Origin of the sequence: Flavobacterium sp. FlaQc-28, assembly GCF_044007415.1 — a bacterium.
GTDB lineage: Bacteria > Bacteroidota > Bacteroidia > Flavobacteriales > Flavobacteriaceae > Flavobacterium.
The window spans coordinates 558,041-576,790 of sequence record NZ_JBIPCM010000003.1; the positions used below are offsets into that span (position 1 = coordinate 558,041).

Genomic DNA, 18,750 nt, shown 5'->3' on the forward strand with positions numbered 1-18,750 from the left:
CGTAAATAAGAATCCAGGCTTTAGGATACAATTAACGTTTTTATCGTTTACTATTATAAACTTTTGTTAAACGATCCTTGATGATTGATTTTGGCTGGATTTTCGCCGATCTTTATAATCTTACGATTTCTTTCTGGTTTAGCAATTCGTAAAAAAATCAACAGTTAAAACTAGAATAAACGTAACATTTTTATTACATTAGACAAAATTAGGTATCATTAAATAAATTATCATAATTATGGAAAAACTAAATTTTATAGACCCATTATTACACGGAATTAAACCTGAAAAAAAAGATTACAAAGACTACAGACCATCGGTTAAACATTTAGTATTTGCGGGATTAGGCTCTCTTTTGGCTGGAGCCGTACTTAAAAAAGCCGGACAAAATAAAACGGCTGCAGTGGTAGGAAGTCTTGCTGTACCTTTGCTTGCAGCTGCATGCTATAAAAAGATAACAGAGACTTCTAAAGAGAAAAGAGAAAAAACCGACAGCAGCGGTATCGAATATAATTATTAGCCAGTGTTTTTTAAGCTTCAATTTAAAAACTTGAAATCTAAAATAAAAAACACTTGTAGATTCACCATTTTGTTTGATTACAATTCGTGAATTTACAAGTGTTTTTCTTTTAGTTTAAAAATAAAATTGATTTAAAAATTGAAATCATTTTTTTAGGCAAGGTTAATATTTCCTTCTACCCAGTTTAATGCTTTATTAAAAGATTCTTTTCTAAAACCGTGAAATTCTCCCGGAACTACATAGCCGAATCCGTTTGCAAGCGAAATTATTTCTTCAGAATCTGATACTATCGCCGCTCTATTCCATTTTCCAAGATTTTTAAGTCCCAACAGCGCTTCCTGAAGCCACTCGCCTGCAGTAAATTTTTCTACTTCAGTATCCAAAACCAGTAAAAAATTAATTTCATTAGTTTGCTTTACCAAATGCTCGACAGCAGGAACAACAACGATTAAAAAATCTTCTTTTGTCATTTCTGCCAATGCTCTAAAAGCAACTAAATTATCAGTTGTGTCAATTTGATGTATCATAATATTACACTTTTTGAGTTATTATTTTTGAGCCTGCCAAGTCTTATTCCATCACAGTTTTAGTTAGAAATCTAATTTTAGAATACTAAAAGGCAACTCAAATTTACCATTAGATTTTTATTTTTCATTATACTCTTTCATTCATTATTTACAAGATTACAATTAAGGAATCAATACTGCTCTTCCTTTTATTTGTCCATGCCTTAGTTTATCATAAACTTCGACTGCTTGATCTAAACTGTATTTTTCAACTTCAATGTGAATCTTCTTTTGAAGTGCCAGTCCTATGACTTCCATTAATTCGGTTCTAGAACCCCAGTAAGGGTTTGTTAAACTTACCCCAAAAGGCAGACCATTCATATTGTATTCATAATTTCCGCCGCCAAGACCAACAATCGTTAAATCGCCGTCTAAACCAACAACTTTTGTTCCTAAGTCAATTGTAGAAGTAGCTCCCACAAAATCAATTACAACTTTGGCTTTTTTAATTCCTGTAATCTTCTTTATTTGTTCGGCAGCATCTTTATCTGTAGAATTAATAGCATAAGCAGCTCCTAATTTTTTAGCAAATTCGAGTCTTTCTGGAGTTATATCGCAAGCTATAATAGTTGAGCCGCACATTTCTGATAAAATTTGAAGCGCCACATGACCCAATCCTCCGACCCCAATTACAACCACGTACTCATCTGGCATTAACTTATGTAATGATCTCTTAATTGCTGAGTACGGCGTTAAAGCTGCATCTGTTAACGGAGCCGCAATCACAGGATCTAAATCATGAATTGGCACCAGCAAACGCGATGAAGGCACCAGCATATAATCAGCCATTCCTCCATTTAAACCAAGACCTCCGCCAAAAGCCATTTCTGACTGGTGGTCGCAGTAATTTTCATTAGAATGCTGACAAGGTTTACAATGACCGCATCCCCAAGGACCATAAACCAAAACTGCGTCTCCTTTTTTAAATCCTTTTACATCCTCTCCTATTTCTTCTATCCAGCCTGCGTTTTCATGCCCCAATGTAAAAGTAACACCAGATACAATGCCATCATCAATTATATGCAAGTCTGAATGACATACTCCAGCACCGCCAATTTTTAATAATACTTCATCGCCTTTTGGAGATGGTTTTTCTAAATCATTCACAATCCTAACATCTTTATGTCCAAAAAAACGCACTGCTTTCATAAGATTTTTTTTATAAGTTAGTCTAGTAAATTTAATCAAATAAAATTCAACTATCACATTTTCAAGGCTATTTATACATTTCTTAACGCAATCTAAATCAAGAATCAAGGGTGTAGTAAACAGGTATAGAAACACAAAAACCTATTTCATTAAAGAAATAGGTTTTGTCAAAAAAATAAAAAATAAACTAACACAACATTTTAATTGTCTTTTAATACTAAATGATAAACTTTATTGGTCTATTTTAAAGTATCAGCAACTATTTTATTGTTGTTATTATAGTTTGAATCTTGTATCGTATATAAATGTTTTATTTTAAAAAAATGAGCCGTATTTTCATTCATTAAAAAACGTAAACAATTAAAAAAACTATACTTGATATAAACTCTATAAGGAGTTGCAATTTTAGGACTTTAAATTGCTATTATGTTTATGGCATTGTTACGAAATCATAATGTTTAGGAATTTCAATAGAAATTCAAACGAACTATTTCACACGCTCTTTTAGTAATCGCATCAAGAAATGAACATATCATAAATAAAAAATGGCTGTCTTTTTTTGACAACCATTTTTATATTATAAACTTACAATAGCAGCAAGTTCTTCGTAGCTTCTAAAGAGTATTGCTCCCTCCTTTTCTAAATCATTATCATTATATCCGTTTGCAAAACCATATACTTTAAAACCGCCATCTATTCCGGCTCGTACACCTGCAACACTGTCTTCAACCACAATACAGTCTTTTACATCAAAACCCATTTCTTTGGCCGCGTGCAAAAAAATTCCCGGTTCTGGTTTCCAACTCCCTATTTGATATGAACTAAAAAGCTTGTTCTCAAACTTATTCAATAAACCAGCGACTTCAAGATTTAAACGGATTTTTTCAACTGGTCCACTTGAAGCAACACAATAAGGAATTGTGAGTTTTTCTATAAATGAAACAATACCTTCCATTGGTTTAACCTGTGTTTTAAAAGCACTAAAACTTCTCTGACGAAATTCTGTTTCAAAAGTTTCTGGAAGTTCTTTATCAATAGTTTCTTCTATATATCTGAAACAATCTTTTAACTTACGACCGTTGAAATTGCGATAAGCGTCTTCAATTTTCATTTCAAAGCCATGTTCTGACGCCATTTCAAGCAATACTCCGTTGCCAATTTTCTCTGTATCGACCAACACACCATCACAATCGAAAATAATACATTTAACCATTTTTATTGATTTTCATTTAATTATAATTTTAACTCGCACAAAAGTGAAGTCTTGTAAATTACAGAATATAATTCATTTAACTGTCGCATTATTGATAATGATTTCAAAATCCTAAATCGAAAAAAATCACTTTTTGGCTGAAGAATAATTCTCTTTCAAAATAATTTCAAGTGGCATATAATGTGTTGGCTCTGTATCTTCTTTTAAAACCATTTTTTTATACAAATACTGAATTGCCATATACCCTTGATCTTCTGGTCTTTGATTAATCAAAAAATCAATTACGCCTTTATTTAAGTATTCTATATTTTCTTTTAATAAATCGTAGCCTATAATTCGAATACCTTTTATATTTTTTTGTTCTAAAAATTGGGCTGCAATATAGGCTCTCGAATTGGGCACGAAAATGCTGCTTATTCCAGAAAACATTTCAAGATTTAACTCATCAACATTTGAATCTTTTAAAGTAACTTCTGAAAATTTAAAATTTGTAAGTTCGCTATTGTCTTCAAAAAAAGAATAAAATCCCTTTATTCGCTGCAAATAAACAGATGTACTTTCGATTTCTTGGGTGATTTTAAAAATCAAAACATGCCTTTCTTTTTTTACTGCAAAACTTATGAGTCTTCCAGCTAAATAACCGCTCTGAAAAGCATCTTGACCTACATAAGCATATTCATTATTGTTTGAAATATTCGAATCGATCATCACAACTGGAATATTCTTGTTTTTGTATTCGTTTAAAAACTGAACCGAATCTTCCTGAAAAATAGGCGCAAAAAGCAATCCGTCACACTCAAAATCCATCACTTTTTTTACTGATTCTTTAAAAGAAGCCGTATTATAATCATAATAGAAATAATCTAAAACAATTCCAAATTTACTAAACTCAATGGCAGCTTTTTCTATTCCCTCCGCCTGACTGCGCCAATATTCAAGATTTTCATGTTTGGGAAGAAAAACTGCAAAACGAAACTTCTTATTTAAAGCCAGATTACTCGCCAAAATATTACGCTTATAACCAAATTCCTCAATTATAGCGTTGACTTTATCTACAGTTTCTTGCGCCGCCTGTCCGCGATTATGAATAATTCGGTCAACAGTTCCTGGAGAAACATTAGCTAATTCGGCAATTTTCTTTATTGTTATGATATTGATTCTTTTTAAGTTAAAATAATAAGGGCTCCATTATAAAATTATATTTTTTCAGCAAAAACAGGTTGTTATACATTACATTTTACATACATTTGTAAAACACCGTGTGCGTACACGTAAAATTACACATAATACATACACGGTGCACTTTTTTATAATATTTATTTTAATTAAATCTTACCCAATGATAATAGATTCATTACATAATGCAGCGAAATATTACAGTCTGCATCCCAATTTTCAAAAAGCTTTTGAATACGTCAGCCAAACTGATATTGCCAGCCTTGAAACTGGTTCGTTTGAAATCTGCGAAGGTTTAAAACTTATTGTTATTCATGGTGATGGAAGTACAAGAGAAGAAAGCATCAAAAGTTTTGAATGTCATGATAAAAACATTGATATTCAAATTTCGATACAAGGTCCTGAAACTTTTGCTTGGAAACCAAGAGAAAAATGTATAAAACCAAATGGGGATTACAGCGACGAAAGAGACGTACGTTTTTTCTTTGATAAACCAGATATGTTTTTTGAATTGCAAGAAAAGCAATTTGCCATTTTATTTCCTGATGATGTTCACGCAACAATGATTGGCGAAGGTTTTTTGAAAAAACTGGTTTTTAAAGTAAAGATCTAATTCCCTGTCGGGGAAATTTCAAACTTTAAATTCCAAATAAAGAACTTAAAACATTGCTTTTCAAAAGTTGGGATTTAAAGTATTGGGATTTAAACATTATAAATTATAAAATAGATATGGATTCAATATTTAATCTAAAAGGAAAAATTGCGCTTATCACAGGTGGTGCGGGTGTGTTAGGAAGTAATTTCGCAAACGTTTTGGCTAAACAAGGTGTTATCGTTGGGATCGTTTCTCAATCTATTGAGAAAGCGGAAAAAACGGTACAGCATATAAAAGCAAGTGGCGGAGAAGGTTTTGCTATTCAAGCCAATGTTTTGAATAAAGAAGAATTAGAAAAAGCAAAAGATTTTATTGTTGAAAAATACAATCGTCTGGATATTTTAATTAATGCTGCAGGCGGTAACATGCCGGGAGCTACTGTACAACCGGATCAAGCTGTTTATGATATGAAAAGCGATGACTTACAAAAAGTTGTCGATTTAAATATCATAGGAACTATGCTTCCAACTCAGGTTTTTTCGGAGCTTTTTGCAAAACAAAAATCAGGAAATATCATCAACATTTCATCAGCATCGGCGCAAAGACCATTAACGCGAGTTGTGGGCTATTCTGCTTCAAAAGCAGCAATCGACAATTTTACACAATGGATGGCAGTTGAATTAGCACAGAAATATGGTGAAGGAATTCGCGTAAATGCTATTTCGCCCGGATTTTTTATTGGAGAACAAAACCGAGCTTTATTATTAACTCCTGAAGGAAATCTGACTCCAAGAGGCGAAAAAATCATCGATCATACGCCAATGGGAAGATTTGGAACGCCAGAAGATATTGACGGTGCTCTTTTATTCTTATGCAGTGATATGTCAAAATTCGTAACGGGAACTATTTTAAAGGTTGACGGCGGGTTTGCTGCTACAAGTATTTAATAAACTAAATTACAAAACAACATAATACAAAATGGAACAAACATTAAGATGGTTCGGACCAAATGACCCTGTTTCTTTACAAGATATTGCACAAACTGGCGCAACTGGAATTGTAACTGCTTTACATCATATTCCAAACGGAGAAGTTTGGAGCGTAGATGAAATCAACAAACGAAAAATTGAAATTGAATACCAAGACGGTGATCCTAAAAAAGGCGCTTCAGGATTGACTTGGTCAGTTGTAGAAAGTATCCCTGTACATGAAGATATTAAAAAACAAACTGGAAATTATCTTCAATACATTGAAAACTATAAAGAAAGCATTCGAAATTTGGCTTTATGCGGTATTAAATGTGTCTGCTATAATTTTATGCCTGTTTTAGACTGGTCTAGAACTGATTTATCTTATACGGTTGAAGACGGATCGAAAGCGCTTCGTTTTGACATTAATGCTTTTGCTGCTTTTGAATTGTTTATTTTGAAAAGACCTGGTGCTGAAAAGGAATATTCACCAGAGCAGACTCAAAAAGCGAAAATTTATTTTGAAGCAATGACTGATGAGTATAAGGTAAAATTACAACAAAACATTCTGGCTGGGCTTCCAGGCGCTGAAGAAGCTTATACTGTTGAGGATTTTTTAATTACTTTAAGTGCTTATAATCATATTGATAGACAAGCTTTAAAAGATAACTTGTTTTACTTTTTAAAGCAGATTATTCCGGTTGCAGAGAGCAAAGGTGTTTTGATGGCAATTCACCCTGATGATCCTCCTTATCCAATTTTAGGTTTACCGAGAGTGGTAAGTACGGAAGAAGATTTGATCGAATTAATGAATGCCTCTCCTTCAAAATCAAACGGTTTTACTATGTGCACAGGTTCGTACGGTGTTAGAGCTGATAATGATTTACCTGGAATTATAAGACGTCATGGAGATAAAATGAATTTTATTCATTTAAGAAGTACACAGAGAGATGAAGAAGGCAGTTTTTATGAAGCAAACCATCTTGAAGGCGATGTAGATATGTACGAAGTGGTAAAAGCAATTCTAGAGGTTGAAAAAAGAAACAACAGCAAACTGCCGATGCGTCCGGATCACGGACATCAAATGCTGGATGATTTAAAGAAGAAAACAAATCCCGGTTATTCTGCAATTGGTCGCTTACGTGGATTAGCAGAACTAAGAGGGCTTGAAATGGGAATTAAAAAATCGTTTTAAAATTTTCCGATGTCTTTTTAGATTAAATTTAAGAGTCGTTACCAATTCATTAACAAAAAACTAACTGTAATGATGTGATTTTTAATCACTATTAACTTACTTTGTACTTATTCTAAAAATTGTAATCCTATGAAAAAATTAAGTTTACTTGCAGTTACTTTATTTGCTGCATTTACAGTTCAAGCACAGGAAGTTGTAAAATTTGCTCCCCTGGATGCAAGTCCTGTAGATATTTCTTATTTTCCTAACAAAGCTGTTAAGTTCAAAAAAACTGATAATCCAGCTCCCGTTGTCAAAGTTACCTATGCAAGACCGTCAGTAAAAGGACGTACTATTTTTGGTGATTTGATTAAGTATGGAGAAGTTTGGAGGGTTGGTGCTAATGAAAATGTAGAAATTAAATTTTACAAAGCAGTAACTATTGAAGGTAAAAACGTTCCTGCAGGAACTTACAGTTTGTTTGCAATTCCTGAAAAAGACAAATGGACAATTATTATCAACAAGGAACTTGATTTATGGGGCTCTTATGCTTATGATGAAAGCAAAGATGTTGTTCGAGTTTCTGTTCCTGTAAAACCAGTTTCTACAGTAATCGAAGCTTTATCAATTGCTTTTACATCTCAAGGAACTACAGCGAATTTGGTAATTGGATGGGACAAAACAACAGTTGAATTGCCTATTACAGTTAAATAATTCAAACATTATATATACAAAAAGAGACTTTTAAAAAGTCTCTTTTTTGTTTAAAATCAAATCATTCGTATGCTATTATTTTTTCAAGGTTAAAGCATAATTAAGCTCTGACTTGATTATTTTTTTCTCTCGATCTAACATATATACTTTCTCAGGATCTGCGCTGTAATAACCATAATAAATCTGGTTCTCTGCAGGTTTATCCCAATTCAATATATAGATTGTCCCGTTTGGATCGTTTTCTAAACCTCTTTCGGTATTAAAAGTTCCTTTTTCTACAAACTCTTTTTCAGGCGATTTTCCTTTGTAAATGGTATACAATTCGAACTTATGGCTTTCCATGGTACCATCTCCTTGATAAATTTTTAGAACCGTTTCTATACCGCTGCAATCTGCACATGGTAATAATCCTTCATAAACATCAACCTTCGCGGCTGTACTTTTTTCAGTACTTACTGTTGTCGAATCTTTCACAGTAGTTTCTACTGTATCTTCTTTCTTTTTAGAATTGCAAGATGAAATCAGCGTTGCAATTACTAATACAATACATAGTTTTCTCATAATAATTATAGCTAATATTTAATTCAAATATAAAGAAATCTCTTATATAATGACTCAAAATCACTAAATTGTAAAGAAAATATTCCGTTATAATTATCCTATTAATTATTTTTTCTGACACTAGCGATTGTATAATTAAGTTTTGTATTTTTATAGAAAGCAAAATATTATAGTTAACTTAAATAAAAAACTAAATGGGAAAATTTGTAATTACTAAAAGAACCAATGGTGAATTTCAATTTAATTTGAAAGCTGGTAACGGCCAGACAATTTTAACAAGTGAAGGCTATACAACAAAAGCGGCCTGCACAAACGGAATCGAATCTGTAAAAACAAACTCACAAGATGATGGTCGTTATGACAGAAAAGAATCAAGTAACGGAAAACCTTATTTTAATTTAAAAGCCAGCAATGGACAAATAATTGGTTCAAGTGAAATGTATGAAAGTGTAGCTGCGAGAGAAAACGGAATTGAATCTGTAAAGAAAAATGCTCCAGACGCTGTTGTTGATGATCAGACATCATAAAAAAATATAAAACAAAAAACGAGGTATTTTACACCTCGTTTTTTATTCTATCTATTATTACTTACATAGAGATAACCCGATCTCTTAATCGTCTCTTCCCCTTTTTTGTATTCTAAAATATAAAAATAAGTTCCTGTAGGCAGTCCCTCATCTTTCTTTACGGTGTCACGTCCTTCTGAAAATCCAAAAAACATATTATCTACTTCGTTGTACGATTTAGCATCATACACTTTTACCCCCCAGCGATTGTAAATTTGAACTCTATTATCAGGAAATTTATCAATTCCTTTAATTAAAAAACTATCATTTATACCATCTCCATTGGGCGAAACTGCATTATAAATTATAATTTCATCAGATGGAGGAGCTGGATCGTCTTTTTTTACCATTGCAATTGTAAAAACTCCATAACCACTTACTTGTGTAGTTACTAGTTTTGTAAAATCTGCTCCGGTAAGAAGATCAGTGGTTACACCTCCTTCATTAATCCATTTAGCAGATGCTGTATCCCATCTTACAATTGCTAATTCAGTTGCATTACTTTCCTGAAAGAAACCATCTGGTGTAGTATTTTTGTCTAATGTTAGACTTAAAACTGCTTTATCAGTTCCTCCTTCTTGAGTTAAATTCCAGTATTCAGCCTGATCTATTGTAATAATTTTATCTTCTTTACTTGTGTAAGGATAAATATTCCCTATGCTTTCAAAAAAATATTCTGTCGTATAAATATTATTTATATTTTGGCTTCCATCATTTACTGACGGTCTATAGTAAACATCATCGCCTACTGGAAATTCAAATTTTGCCGCACCTTTTTTTTCTACTCTCCCATCTACAAAACTCAAATTACTAGTATCAGAATGAGATGCGTTTTCATTAAAAATCATTTTTCCTATATCATTGGCAGCATCAACAATTCCATTTTTAAAAGTAGCCAGTTTATTAATGACAATTGTAGACGCTAATCGGAAAGGCACATTACTCGAAGTATTATTAAATTCTATGTTTTGGAAATATGGCGGCGCAGCTCCTTCAATAGACTGTAGATTACTTCCTATAAAAAAAATTCTTCCATCACTTAAATCAGTATAAGTAAATAGCCCGTCATTTTTAAAATTGGAATAGACATAAAAATTTCCATCATTTAAAACATCCCCACTTTCTTTATTATCAAAATCTACAACAGTAGAAAGCTGCGTATTGGACAAAACTGATAATTCACCTGTATTTACAGTTTGCGAAAACGCCTTTCCAATACAGAAAAGTATGATTATACACCATTTCAAATGTTTCGTTTTCATCTTATTACTTATTAGATGATGTTTGTTCTAATAATTTTTCCAAACGTTCTAAACGTAAATCCATTTCAGCAGATTTCTGCTTAAGATTTTGAATTTCTTTATCCTTTGCTTCCAGTTCTTTCTGCTGTTCAATAACATGAAGATATAATTCTTCTACTTTCTCTAAAACCTGAACAGATAATTTTGTAACATTAAAAATATAATCGCCCTTTTCATTTTTTGATAATTCGGTAATTCCTGTAACTCCAGGCAAGTGTTTATTTTCATTCACGAACTTTTCGATTTCTTTTAATGATTTGAAAGAATATTTTTCATTACTAGAGCCAGTTTTATTAAAATAATTTTCAAATACATAATCAGGATAAGTGGTTGTAGCAGTTTGAATAGATCCATTTACAGCAAGCCACACAGAAGGATCTATAGTTCCTAGCAAATTCGCTGTACCGATTCCCACCTTTCCCATTTGATATATAGCATCAGTATTTGAAGTCGCTTTAACTGTTGAAGACTGTGTTTGCCAAGGCTCTAAAGCTATCAAAGATGAACTTATTATCCTTAAAACACCTGATGCATCTGCAACTACAACATTATCAGTTCCAAGGCCATTCATTAATCCTTCAAATCGAACAGGATCAGCATTTGTTGTAGGTTTAACATGTAAACTGTTTAAAGGAGCTGTTGTACCAATACCTACAAAAGGAGCTGGTATGAGAGAAAGATTCCCAACTTCGGCACCTAAAATAATAGCATTCGATGCTGATGTATTCGCATTTCTACCAATTACAACACTATTAACTGCCCCCGTAAGAACATGTGAATTACTTCCTATTGCAACACCATAATTCGCATTTGTTACAGCTGAGTGTCCTATACCTATTGCATCTGTTGTTCCAGCAAGACCTGCTGCAGCTGCGTATCCAAGAAAAGTGCCATAATTATTCGTTGTATTACCATCTGTACTGCCTGTACCTCCAATGCAAACATTGTAACTCCCTGTTGTATTACCATAAAGATTTCCAGCACCTATTGCAATATTTTTAAAACCTGTCGTATTTGATCTTAAAGTAGAACCACCAATAGCAACATTATTATTACCATTATTACCATCGGTAGCATTTGTATTTAATAGTGCACCATTCCCAATAGCAATATTATTAAATCCAATTGTATTTTTAGTTAAAGTATTTGGTCCAATTGCGGTGTTGCCAAAACCTGTTGTATTAACAGGAAGAGCATTTGCACCTAAAGCAGTATTGTACCATCCTGTAGTAATAGCTGTTAGAGCATTTCCACCAAAAGCTGTATTACTAAAAGCAGTAGAAGCACTTGGCAGCGTTGTACCCGCATCTGCAGCTCCGGCATTATAGCCCAAATAAGTATTAGGGAAATATGGATCACCACCCGTAATACCTATTTTACCTGCTGGTACATTATTTACTTTAAAATTAAGCTGATTACTGTCTGTAGTTCCTACAAAATTGGTTCCGGGAGTAGTACCTGCATTTCCTAATATGTTCCAATTGTTTGTATTTAATGGTGCAGAACTTCTAGTTTTAAGTACACCGGTTGCGTCTACCACTACTACATTATCTGTTGTTGCCACACTTGCCAGTAAACCATCAATGCGTACAGGATCATCAATACCTACAGCTTGAGGAGACACATGCAAAGTATTTTGAGGTGTATCTATGTTAATACCTATTTTTGCTGCTTTCGCTAATGTTGAAAGGTTATTTACTCCAGTACCATAAATAGCATTACCAATATTTAATCGATTGCTTCCGCCTGTTGTTGGAGCAAGAGGAAAAAGATCTACAGTGTTTCCTATAATAATATTTTGGCTTCCTGATGCTATGTTTGCACCTGCCTGATACCCTAAAGCAGTATTACCCGTTCCGCTTGCAAAAGTACCAAGTGCACTATTCCCCATTCCCACATTTTGATTTCCGGAATTATTAACAAGAAGAGCACCTACTCCAACAGCATTATTATAATTACCTGTATTTGCTTCCAATGCTCTATATCCTACAGCGACATTTCCTGTTCCACTTGAAGTACTCATTAATGTAGCATGTCCAAAAGCTGTATTATTTGTACCTACTGAATTTGACAATGCTTTGTGTCCAAAAGCTGTAACACCTGATTGAGATAATATACCCGATTTAACATTATTGATCTTGAATATTAAAGATTGTCCATCAGTAGTACCAAGAAAATTTACAGTAGAATCTGTTCCTCCATTACCAGTCATTCTCCAAAAGTTTGCATTAGAAGCTGTCACTGTTCTTAAAATACCAGTCGCGGTAGCTACCACAAAACTATCTGTAGCAGAATTCCCTGCTTGTAAACCCTCAGCACGAATAGGATCTGCTGTACTGGTTATATGTAGTGTATTACTCGGTATAGTATTTCCTATTCCTACTTTTACTGCATCAGAGCCTGTACCTCCTAAAACCATACTATTACTTGCTCCAACTTTTGCATTGTAACCTATCGCTGTAGCATTTGTAACATTTAAGCCAGATCCTGTAAGATCAGCAAGGGTACCTATAAAACTATTGTTTGTTCCGATTGAATTACTTACTCCTGCGCTGCTTCCAACTCCAACATTAAAAGAACCTGTGGTATTTTGAAGCGCTCCCGTTCCAAGTGCTGTATTCGACTGACCAGCTAAATTATTTTGAAGTGTGAGATAACCAAGAGCCACGTTGTTAAAACCTGATACAGTACGTTGAAGCGCAAAAGTTCCAACTGCTGTATTGCCATTTGTTGTATTTGCCGCCAGAGCATTATCTCCTATACCAATATTCCCATAGGCTGCATTTGATAGAGCCGCTCCTGCAAATCCTGAATTAACTCCAAAATAAACAGATGACGTACCAATTCCTGCAGTTTGATAACCAATCCAGCCCGCATGATCGTTCCCTACTCTAAAATTTAATCCAACATGATCTATAGTACCTATATAATTGCCCCCGCCTAATGTAGTTGCTGTAGTACCAGAGTTTCCTGTTGTATGCCAATTATTTAATACAGTTGATGGAAGTGTTTTTAAAATACCAGTCCCATCAGCAACTATCAAATTATCGGTTCCTGAAACACTTGGCTGCAGACCTGAAATGGCTAAAGTATTTGTTGCATTTGTTGCAAGACTTGTTGGAGTTGTCAAAGTACCTCCTAACTGCACATTTCCGTTAAGAGCAGTTAAACCATTATTAGCAGAAACTAAAACCGGAACTGACGGTGTTGAAGCAACACCATTTACCGTTGAAACTAAACTTCCATTTGTTGCCGTCAAAGTGTTACTATTTACTATGTTAACCGCCGTTCCTGTTACACCGTTGACAGTTGTGCTCAAAGAGTTTACAGAACTTGTATTAGAAACCGTAGTTCCCGCTGCAATTGCGGGGGTCAAATCTAAAGCAGCGCTCGCGACACCATTTACCGTTGTTGTTAAATTGGTTCCTGATAATGATGTTTCATTTGTATTGATTATTGGAGCACCCGAACTTGTTATCCCGTTTACCGTTACAGTTGAAGTATTCACACTTGATGCATTAGAAACACCGCTCACAGCATCTGATGATGAAGTAATGCCGTTTACATTAGACGTTAATGTGTTTCCCGACAAACTTAAAGCATTGGTCGTTCCAGCTGTAATTGCAGGAGTCAAATCAAGAGCCGTACTGGCAACACCATTTACCGTTGTGGTTAAACTTGCTCCTGATAATGAGGTTTCATTTGCATTGATTATTGGAGCACCCGAACTTATTATTCCGTTTACCGTTACTGTTGAAGTATTCACGCTTGATGCATTAGAAACACCGCTCACAGCATCTGATGATGAAGTAATGCCGTTTACATTAGATGTTAATGTATTTCCTGTCAAACTTAAAGCATTGGTCGTTCCAGCTGTAATTGCAGGAGTCAAATCAAGAGCCGTACTAGCAACACCATTTACCGTTGTGGTCAAACTTGCTCCTGATAATGATGTTTCATTTGCATTGATTATTGGAGCACCCGAACTTGTTATCCCGTTTACCGTTACAGTTGAAGTATTCACACTTGATACGTTAGACACACCGCTCACAGCATCTGATGATGAAGTAATGCCGTTTACATTAGACGTTAATGTGTTTCCCGACAAACTTAAAGCGTTGGTCGTTCCAGCTGTAATTGCAGGAGTCAAATCAAGAGCTGTACTGGCAACACCATTTACCGTTGTGGTCAAACTTGTTCCTGATAATGATGTTTCATTTGTATTGATTATTGGAGCACCCGAACTTGTGATTCCATCCACCGTTATTGTCGAAGTGTTTCCACTTGAAGCGTTTGAAACTGTAATTGTCTTTGTAATAGCCGAAGGAAGTAACATTGCACCGCCATCAGTTCCAACTACCAATAAATTATTTGTGTTTTTACTTACTACTTGCGAAGTTGATGTAGCTCCAGCTTCGTTAGTATACGTAATTGTACCTGTCCCTAAATCTTGAGTCTGTGTTGTGATCGTTTCATTTGCTTTTACTATCACGCTAAAATCGATTGGCTGTAAATTTCCAGAAGGATCAACATAAGAAAACTCTTTAGTTGTGGAATTATAAATAACAGTTCCTGGAGCAGTAGAAGTTTCACTATCAATTACAATTCGGTTCCACTTATTGTTATACCAATAGTAATATCCCGGTTTTATATCGGCAACTGCCGCTGTATTAAAAACCAATAAACTATTTACGTTCCCACTAGTTATTGTAGATGCGTCTGTAGAATTAACTAAATTCAACCGCGGAATTAATACTCCACGATTTGATGCAACAATTTCTAATTGAGAAGAAGAATTAGGCATTGGTGTTCCAATACCAACTTGAGAATAGGTAACAAAACTACCTAAAAATAAAATTATAAAAAAAACATGTTTTTTCATATAAACCAAAATTATCGTTATTAACCATCTAAGAAAAATGCAAATATATAAACAAATACTTACAAAATAATAAATAATCGTACTACATTAAAATAATTTCTTACAAATTTTATATTGTATTTTAATAGTTCCGATTTTTGTTATAAAGTGTAAAGAATTACCTATTCAAAAAATATTTCAAATTTTAATGGCGGATAATGAAATTTAATATGGTACATAAAAAAGATATTCATTATTAAGGATATGTAAATATATAAAAAAAATACAAAATACTCAATACCAAATACTTAATAAAAACAATATACAATTTTACTTACAGTAATCTATTCGTATTTTACATTTTTATCTATTTAAAACAAAAAAAGAGGGCTTATCAGCCCCCTTTCAATCTAAATTATTATTTTTTTAATCTAATAAAAACACAATCAAGCCTCTTGCACCGTGTGCTCCTAAAACCAGTGATTGCTCAATATCTGCCGTTTTTGAAGGTCCGGCAATAAAAGTTCCGAAACCATATTCCTGATCCCCTATTCTGTCATAAGCTTGCTGCATTGTACGCACAATATCATTTTTATGAACAATTATCGCTAAATACTGCGCAATAAATGGCGCAACACGCTGACCTAAAACAGCATCGGTTACCCAAAGTCCGCTGTTTTCTGCAACTCCAAAATGAGCTTTTACAACTGTTAACTCAACATCTTGCAAGGAATGCGGATCGGCATTGTCCCAATCTAAAGAAGCAATTTCTGAAAGCTCTGGAAGCGTTGTAATTAATCTCTTTCTAAGATTATAATTGGCTTTTATATAATCAATTATTTCTTCATAATTAGATACTTCAACAGGATCTCCTCCAATTCCTTTTAAAACCGTTTTATAGGTTTCTAAGGTATCAAAATCTTCGGAACCTAAGAGACTTAAATCTGGCAGTTCTGTAACCAAATCAGGCTGATTTAGTTTTATTCTGTTTAAAATTTCGGCTTTACTGCTCATTATCTTTTGCTTTAGATTCTCTTGAATTTTTCTTATACCATTCTCTAAAAGATTCCTCAGGAACATCTGGCATTTCGCGTTGATCGTACCATTTGTTCATTTTATTATTGACCATTGCGGGAATATTTTTCATTACAAATCTTCCTGATTTTCCTGCAATGTTAAAAATAGTTGGATTTGCCAGTACTGTTGCCATCGTTTTCATTGCAATGGTTTTGGCTTTTGGTGTATAACCGTCTTTTACCAAAACCTGACGCCATTTGTACAACTGATCGTGAATATCAATTTTTACTGGACAAACGTTAGTACAAGAACCACAAAGCGTACTTGCAAATGGCAAATCTGCATTTTTGCTCATATCTAAGTTAGGCGCTAAAATAGAACCAATTGGTCCAGCTACCGCATTGTGATAACTGTGTCCGCCGCTTCGTCTGTAAACAGGACAGGTATTCATACAAGCACCACAGCGAATGCATTTTAGAGAATTTCTAAAATCTTCACGCCCTAACTGTTTACTTCTTCCGTTATCGACAATTACAATATGAATCTCTTTTCCGTCTCTAGGTTTTTTAAAATGGCTTGAAAAAGTTGTTATAGGTTGTCCTGTTGCACTTCTTGCTAACAATCTCAAAAAAACACCTAAATGTTTTCGCTGCGGAATTAGCTTTTCAAATCCCATACAAGCAATATGAACATCAGCTAAATGTGCGCCCATATCGGCATTTCCTTCGTTGGTACAAACTACAAATTCTCCCGTTTCTGCTACGGCAAAATTCACTCCGGTTAAAGCTGCTTTTCGCGTTAAAAATGTGTTTCTTAAACTATGTCGTGCCGATTCGGTTAAATATTGAGGGTCAAAATTTCCTTTTTCTGTTCCCAAATGTTCGTGGAAAGTTTCACTTACATCTTCCTTTTTTAAGTGAATAGCAGGCAAAACAATATGACTAGGCGGTTCTTTGCGAAGTTGTACAATATATTCACCTAAATCTGAGTCGATAACTTCTATGCCTTTTTCGGCTAAATAATCGTTTAAATGACATTCTTCTGTAAGCATCGATTTTGATTTCACCATTTGCTTTACATCATGTTTTGCCATGATCGAATGTACAATTTCATTGTGTTCTTTCGCATCAGCTGCCCAATGTACAATGATTCCGTTTCTTTGAGCATTTGCTTCAAATTCGACTAAATAATCATGAATATTAGAAAGTACATTGGCTTTGATTTTTGAAGCCGTTTCACGTAATAATTCCCAATCATCAATTTGATGTGCCGATTTATCACGTTTCGCACGAACAAACCAAAGTGTTTCATCATGCCAATTGACACGCTCCACATCTTTGTTGAATTTTGCTGCGGCTTCGCTGTGCTGTATTATTTTTTCTGATGACATTTTTAATTATTTAAAAGTCAATTTTGAAATGTTTATTATTGGTATCTTCTGTTTAACCGCAAAGTTCGCAAAGTTAATTTCTAATCTTACAGCGTGCTTTGCGTATTTTTTCTTTGCGAACTTTGTGGTTAAAAAAACTAAACTCAACGCTTATTTTAATTTTCTAGTGAATTTAATATTTCAGCAATATGAATGGTTTTTATTCTGCTTTTTTGTCTTTTCAAAATTCCGTCTAAATGCATCAAGCAAGACATATCACCTCCTGTAATATAATCAACATTATGACTTTCGTGATCTTTTATTCGGTCTTGTCCCATTTTTACAGAAACGGCTTCTTCAGTAACACAAAATGTTCCTCCAAAACCGCAGCATTCATCTTTTCTGGTTAAAGCGACTAAATCAAGTCCTTCGATATTGTGAAGTAATTGCTCGGGTTTCGAGAAAAACGGCGCATTTAATTCTGACATCTGCGAAAGATGCAAACCGCGTTGTCCGTGGCAGCTTACGTGCATTCCCACTCTAAAAGGAAAACGTCCGTCGATATGATCGATTTTTAAAATATCAGTTATAAACTCTGTTAATTCAAAAACGCTGTTTCTGATTTTTATCGCTGCTTGTTCATTTTTATCATCATGCAAATGGTCTTTTACATGTAGAACACAACTTCCTGAAGGGCATACAATATAATCGAATCCTGAAAAATTGGCTATAAAATAGTATCACAGCCTTTTGTTAAGTGTGCATAACCGCTGTTTGCCATTGGCTGTCCGCAGCAGGTTTGTCCCATCGGAAAATGAACTTCACAACCTAATTTCTGTAAAAGTTCGTACGTCGCAATACCCACTTTTGGGTAAAACTGATCGACGTAACACGGTATAAATAGCCCGATTTTCATTTTCTATTGTTTTTATTTTTTAACATTCTAGATGTTATATTTTTCTCGCAGATTTGGCAGATTGTGCAGATATTTTAAAATTAA

Annotated in this window: 15 protein-coding genes and 1 pseudogene; 6 read left to right on the forward strand and 10 right to left on the reverse strand. The window is 34.0% G+C overall.

All coding sequences use genetic code 11. The annotated features are described in order from the left end of the window. Positions 1 to 238: 238 nt before the first annotated feature. Positions 239 to 520 (forward strand): PrgI family protein, encoded by a 282-nt coding sequence (locus tag ACHRVL_RS11700; protein ID WP_129024895.1) that lies wholly within the window; start codon positions 239 to 241, stop codon positions 518 to 520. A gap of 152 nt (positions 521 to 672) precedes the next feature. Here ACHRVL_RS11700 and ACHRVL_RS11705 read toward each other — a convergent pair whose 3' ends face one another. The 4 genes from ACHRVL_RS11705 to ACHRVL_RS11720 form a co-directional block, all read right to left on the reverse strand. Further along, positions 673 to 1,047, reverse strand: a complete 375-nt coding sequence (locus ACHRVL_RS11705; protein WP_089054731.1) for an STAS/SEC14 domain-containing protein — start codon at positions 1,045 to 1,047, stop codon at positions 673 to 675. Between the two features lie 162 nt (positions 1,048 to 1,209). After that, positions 1,210 to 2,235 carry an NAD(P)-dependent alcohol dehydrogenase gene (locus ACHRVL_RS11710; RefSeq protein WP_370432323.1) on the reverse strand — a complete coding sequence of 342 codons (1,026 nt, stop codon included), beginning with the start codon at positions 2,233 to 2,235 and terminating at the stop codon, positions 1,210 to 1,212. Positions 2,236 to 2,812: 577 nt separating this feature from the next. Continuing rightward, positions 2,813 to 3,448 (reverse strand): HAD family hydrolase, encoded by a 636-nt coding sequence (locus ACHRVL_RS11715; protein ID WP_395412922.1) that lies wholly within the window; start codon positions 3,446 to 3,448, stop codon positions 2,813 to 2,815. A gap of 126 nt (positions 3,449 to 3,574) precedes the next feature. Continuing rightward, the gene (locus ACHRVL_RS11720; protein ID WP_395413016.1) at positions 3,575 to 4,606 is read right to left on the reverse strand and encodes a LacI family DNA-binding transcriptional regulator; all 1,032 of its coding nucleotides are present in this window, start codon (positions 4,604 to 4,606) and stop codon (positions 3,575 to 3,577) included. Positions 4,607 to 4,787: 181 nt separating this feature from the next. Here ACHRVL_RS11720 and ACHRVL_RS11725 point away from each other — a divergent pair, with 181 nt between their 5' ends. The 4 genes from ACHRVL_RS11725 to ACHRVL_RS11740 all read left to right on the forward strand — a co-directional run bounded on the left by ACHRVL_RS11725 (position 4,788) and on the right by ACHRVL_RS11740 (position 8,075). Further along, the gene (locus tag ACHRVL_RS11725; protein ID WP_395412925.1) at positions 4,788 to 5,237 is read left to right on the forward strand and encodes a YhcH/YjgK/YiaL family protein; all 450 of its coding nucleotides are present in this window, start codon (positions 4,788 to 4,790) and stop codon (positions 5,235 to 5,237) included. A gap of 116 nt (positions 5,238 to 5,353) precedes the next feature. After that, positions 5,354 to 6,166: an SDR family oxidoreductase gene (locus tag ACHRVL_RS11730; RefSeq protein ID WP_395412927.1), complete on the forward strand. Its 813-nt coding sequence runs from the start codon at positions 5,354 to 5,356 to the stop codon at positions 6,164 to 6,166. A 31-nt stretch (positions 6,167 to 6,197) separates the two neighbouring features. Beyond that, positions 6,198 to 7,382: a mannonate dehydratase gene (uxuA, locus tag ACHRVL_RS11735; protein ID WP_395412929.1), complete on the forward strand. Its 1,185-nt coding sequence runs from the start codon at positions 6,198 to 6,200 to the stop codon at positions 7,380 to 7,382. Positions 7,383 to 7,511: 129 nt separating this feature from the next. Continuing rightward, positions 7,512 to 8,075: a DUF2911 domain-containing protein gene (locus ACHRVL_RS11740; RefSeq protein WP_395412931.1), complete on the forward strand. Its 564-nt coding sequence runs from the start codon at positions 7,512 to 7,514 to the stop codon at positions 8,073 to 8,075. Positions 8,076 to 8,150: 75 nt separating this feature from the next. On the opposite strand, the gene ACHRVL_RS11745 is transcribed toward ACHRVL_RS11740, so the two are convergent. Continuing rightward, complete coding sequence (locus ACHRVL_RS11745) at positions 8,151 to 8,636, reverse strand: copper resistance protein NlpE (protein WP_395412933.1); 486 nt, start codon at positions 8,634 to 8,636, stop codon at positions 8,151 to 8,153. A 194-nt stretch (positions 8,637 to 8,830) separates the two neighbouring features. Between ACHRVL_RS11745 and ACHRVL_RS11750 the strand changes: the two genes are divergently transcribed. Then, complete coding sequence (locus ACHRVL_RS11750; RefSeq protein WP_089054739.1) at positions 8,831 to 9,163, forward strand: YegP family protein; 333 nt, start codon at positions 8,831 to 8,833, stop codon at positions 9,161 to 9,163. 47 nt (positions 9,164 to 9,210) lie between these two features. Here the strand turns inward: ACHRVL_RS11750 and ACHRVL_RS11755 are convergent, their stop codons facing one another. The 5 genes and pseudogenes from ACHRVL_RS11755 to ACHRVL_RS11775 all read right to left on the reverse strand — a co-directional run bounded on the left by ACHRVL_RS11755 (position 9,211) and on the right by ACHRVL_RS11775 (position 18,666). Next, entirely contained in the window at positions 9,211 to 10,464 is a 1,254-nt protein-coding gene (locus tag ACHRVL_RS11755; protein WP_395412935.1) for a gliding motility-associated C-terminal domain-containing protein, read from the reverse strand. A 4-nt stretch (positions 10,465 to 10,468) separates the two neighbouring features. Beyond that, a complete protein-coding gene (locus ACHRVL_RS11760) occupies positions 10,469 to 15,385 on the reverse strand; it encodes a beta strand repeat-containing protein (protein ID WP_395412936.1) in 4,917 nt (1,638 codons plus the stop codon). 405 nt (positions 15,386 to 15,790) lie between these two features. Beyond that, the gene (locus ACHRVL_RS11765; RefSeq protein WP_395412938.1) at positions 15,791 to 16,378 is read right to left on the reverse strand and encodes a lactate utilization protein C; all 588 of its coding nucleotides are present in this window, start codon (positions 16,376 to 16,378) and stop codon (positions 15,791 to 15,793) included. Continuing rightward, the gene (locus ACHRVL_RS11770) at positions 16,368 to 17,771 is read right to left on the reverse strand and encodes a lactate utilization protein B (protein ID WP_395412939.1); all 1,404 of its coding nucleotides are present in this window, start codon (positions 17,769 to 17,771) and stop codon (positions 16,368 to 16,370) included. The genes ACHRVL_RS11765 and ACHRVL_RS11770 overlap by 11 nt, the downstream gene beginning before the upstream one ends. 155 nt (positions 17,772 to 17,926) lie before the next feature. Further along, positions 17,927 to 18,666: pseudogene (locus ACHRVL_RS11775) on the reverse strand ((Fe-S)-binding protein). Positions 18,667 to 18,750: the final 84 nt, after the last annotated feature.